This is a genomic window from thiotrophic endosymbiont of Bathymodiolus puteoserpentis (Logatchev), assembly GCF_900127505.1.
GTDB lineage: Bacteria > Pseudomonadota > Gammaproteobacteria > PS1 > Pseudothioglobaceae > Thiodubiliella.
Genome location: NZ_UEXF01000078.1, coordinates 1 through 2,219 on the forward strand (window position 1 = coordinate 1; position 2,219 = coordinate 2,219).

The window sequence follows — 2,219 nt, forward strand, 5'->3', positions numbered from 1 at the left end:
TAGCTACCTTCAAAGGCTTAGTTGAAAACAATCTAATGTATTCTTTTGAAAACGCAACCAACTATCAAAATACCGCAAGTAACGCTATAGGTGGTTTACATGATGATGGTGAAATCGGTGGCACAGGAGACAGTTGGAAACAATATGCAAAAAGTGGTGATATTGTTTTAGATCTTGCTGGTGGTTTAGGGGGTGTTGTTGGTGCTGGTCGTTTAGGGGCTGGTGAAGTTGCTGTTGGGGCGAATAAGGTTGTTGGAAGGGTTGGTAAAGCTAAAGCGCTTAAAACAGTTAATACTCAAAAACAATTTATAGACTTGTTTGAAAAAAATAAAGCCAACAATCAGATTACAATTGGCAACACAAAACTAACAGCATTGCCAAAAAGTGGTGGAGCTAAAGTTTTTAAAGGGGCTAGCGATAAACAAGTGATGACTTATTTTGAACAGTTGACGGGTGGTAAGTTGCCAAAACCTATTACTAAAAAATTCAAAGTTGGTAATAATAAATTTGAAGATGGTGTTATTTATAAAATAAAAACCGAAAAAGGTTCTTTTACTTTAAGAAATAAATCAGCTTCTAATTTGTCTGATGGTAGCAAGCCTAGATGGACGATTGATGTTATTTTTAAAGGTAACAGAAAGAAAGAGGCAAAATTTAAATGACATTAGAAACATTGGTAGAAGAAAATATTAAGTTGAGTTTAGAAGAATGTTTTGGTTATTGGATTGATGGATTATGGTATTCTGATATTAATTTATCAATTGAACAGCGAAAAGAAGTGTTTTTCCTAACCTTAAAAAAACTCCTAGATGATAACAAAGTGGTATTATTTGCTCCTTATAGTATGTTTAATGAAAACACCAGTCAATGGGACAAGACAGTTACTATCAGAAAATACGGCGATACAATTTGGGGATTGCCCAGCAAAGAAATCATCCAATACATGCGTGATGTTTTTCCAAAAGATGCTAAAGATGAAAACGATGATAAGGTATATGATTTTTGGTTTAGTGAAGACTGTCCTCAAATAGGCTGGGTAGACCAAAAAACTGGAGAAATAGTTGCTTCATAAAGCAGACTTGAATTCACATTATAAGTGCAACACTCAATTAGTCGGCTAAAGGGTATATTAACCACCCTTATGTAATGGTCCAATCAACTTAGACACATTTCAAGTCACTTTTTTCAGTTCAGCCATCTTCTAAACAGGTGAAAAAATGGGACATTTAGATTCAAAGTCCAAGCGTAACACTATTAATATTCTCAGTTTAAAAAAACAATCTATCTCAATGTATAGTTTTTAACAAACCACCCACCAAATCTCGCTAAAATAATCCCATGTTTAAAAACTTGCTAACGCTTTATTTTTCTTTTTATTTGGCACTTAGCCCAATTTTTGCCCAAGCAAATTCTACCCCTCAAATAGCAAATCAGTTCAACCATAAAGCCCCCACCCAAGACATCACCATCAATAGCGATGGAACAATAATCAATAGTAGCAATATAACCTCAGAACAAAACACCAACACCAACACCAACAGAGCAGGCCATTATGGCGAAGACAACAACATCTACCTAAACGATGCCAACCTTAACAACACCAAAGATTTAACAACCACCATAGGACACGAAACCAGCCATGCGTTAGACAACCAAGACCCAAGCATCAACACCAACCCACAAAACAACGCAAGTAAAACTGATAATGAAATCTATGCCGACAACTATGGAGATGACTTCGGGGATTATGTTGAGTTTGCCTCAGAAAATTATGGCAATGGCAACTTAACAAGCACCAACAATAGAAACCTAGGCAACACACCAGCAGAAACACAAAGAAACACAAAGCTTGTTGAGCGTAATAATCAGGATTATGCGAGGATTGATAAGAGTAAGGGAGAGGATTTTTGTACTGGCACTGATTGCTATGGTAAAGCCACTCAGAAAAGATTGGAAAAATCTACTACCAATCCAAATGTAGTTGTAACAATTACCAATAAAAAGAACACCAGTAGCGATTATAGTAATTATCAAGTCCGAGAGATGCAAGATAAAAATGGCAAAGTTATTGCTTACAGTGCCTACAATCCAAACACAGGTAAAAATATTGTAATGAAGCCTGAGGGGCTAGCTACCTTCAAAGGCTTAGTTGAAAACAATCTAATGTATTCTTTTGAAAACGCAACCAACTATCAAAATACCGCAAGTAACGCTATAGG

At 36.0% G+C, this 2,219-nt stretch carries 2 protein-coding genes and 1 pseudogene; all 3 read left to right on the plus strand.

Going from position 1 to position 2,219, the window contains the following annotated elements; translation table 11 throughout:
- Nucleotides 1-662, plus strand: a pseudogene (locus BHECKSOX2_RS09930) (hypothetical protein); the annotation flags it as partial.
- The gene (locus BHECKSOX2_RS09935) at nt 659-1,072 is read left to right on the plus strand and encodes a DUF596 domain-containing protein (protein ID WP_139683445.1); all 414 of its coding nucleotides are present in this window, start codon (nt 659-661) and stop codon (nt 1,070-1,072) included. The pseudogene BHECKSOX2_RS09930 and the gene BHECKSOX2_RS09935, both read left to right, overlap by 4 nt.
- A 266-nt stretch (nt 1,073-1,338) precedes the next feature.
- Nucleotides 1,339-2,219: hypothetical protein (locus BHECKSOX2_RS09940; protein WP_180323764.1), on the plus strand; the 881-nt coding region annotated here is incomplete at its 3' end.

Bases quoted from the DNA above. Each gene is read 5' to 3' on its own strand.
- BHECKSOX2_RS09935 (WP_139683445.1), top strand. From the start codon at position 659: ATGACATTAGAAACATTGGTAGAAGAAAATATTAAGTTGAGTTTAGAA.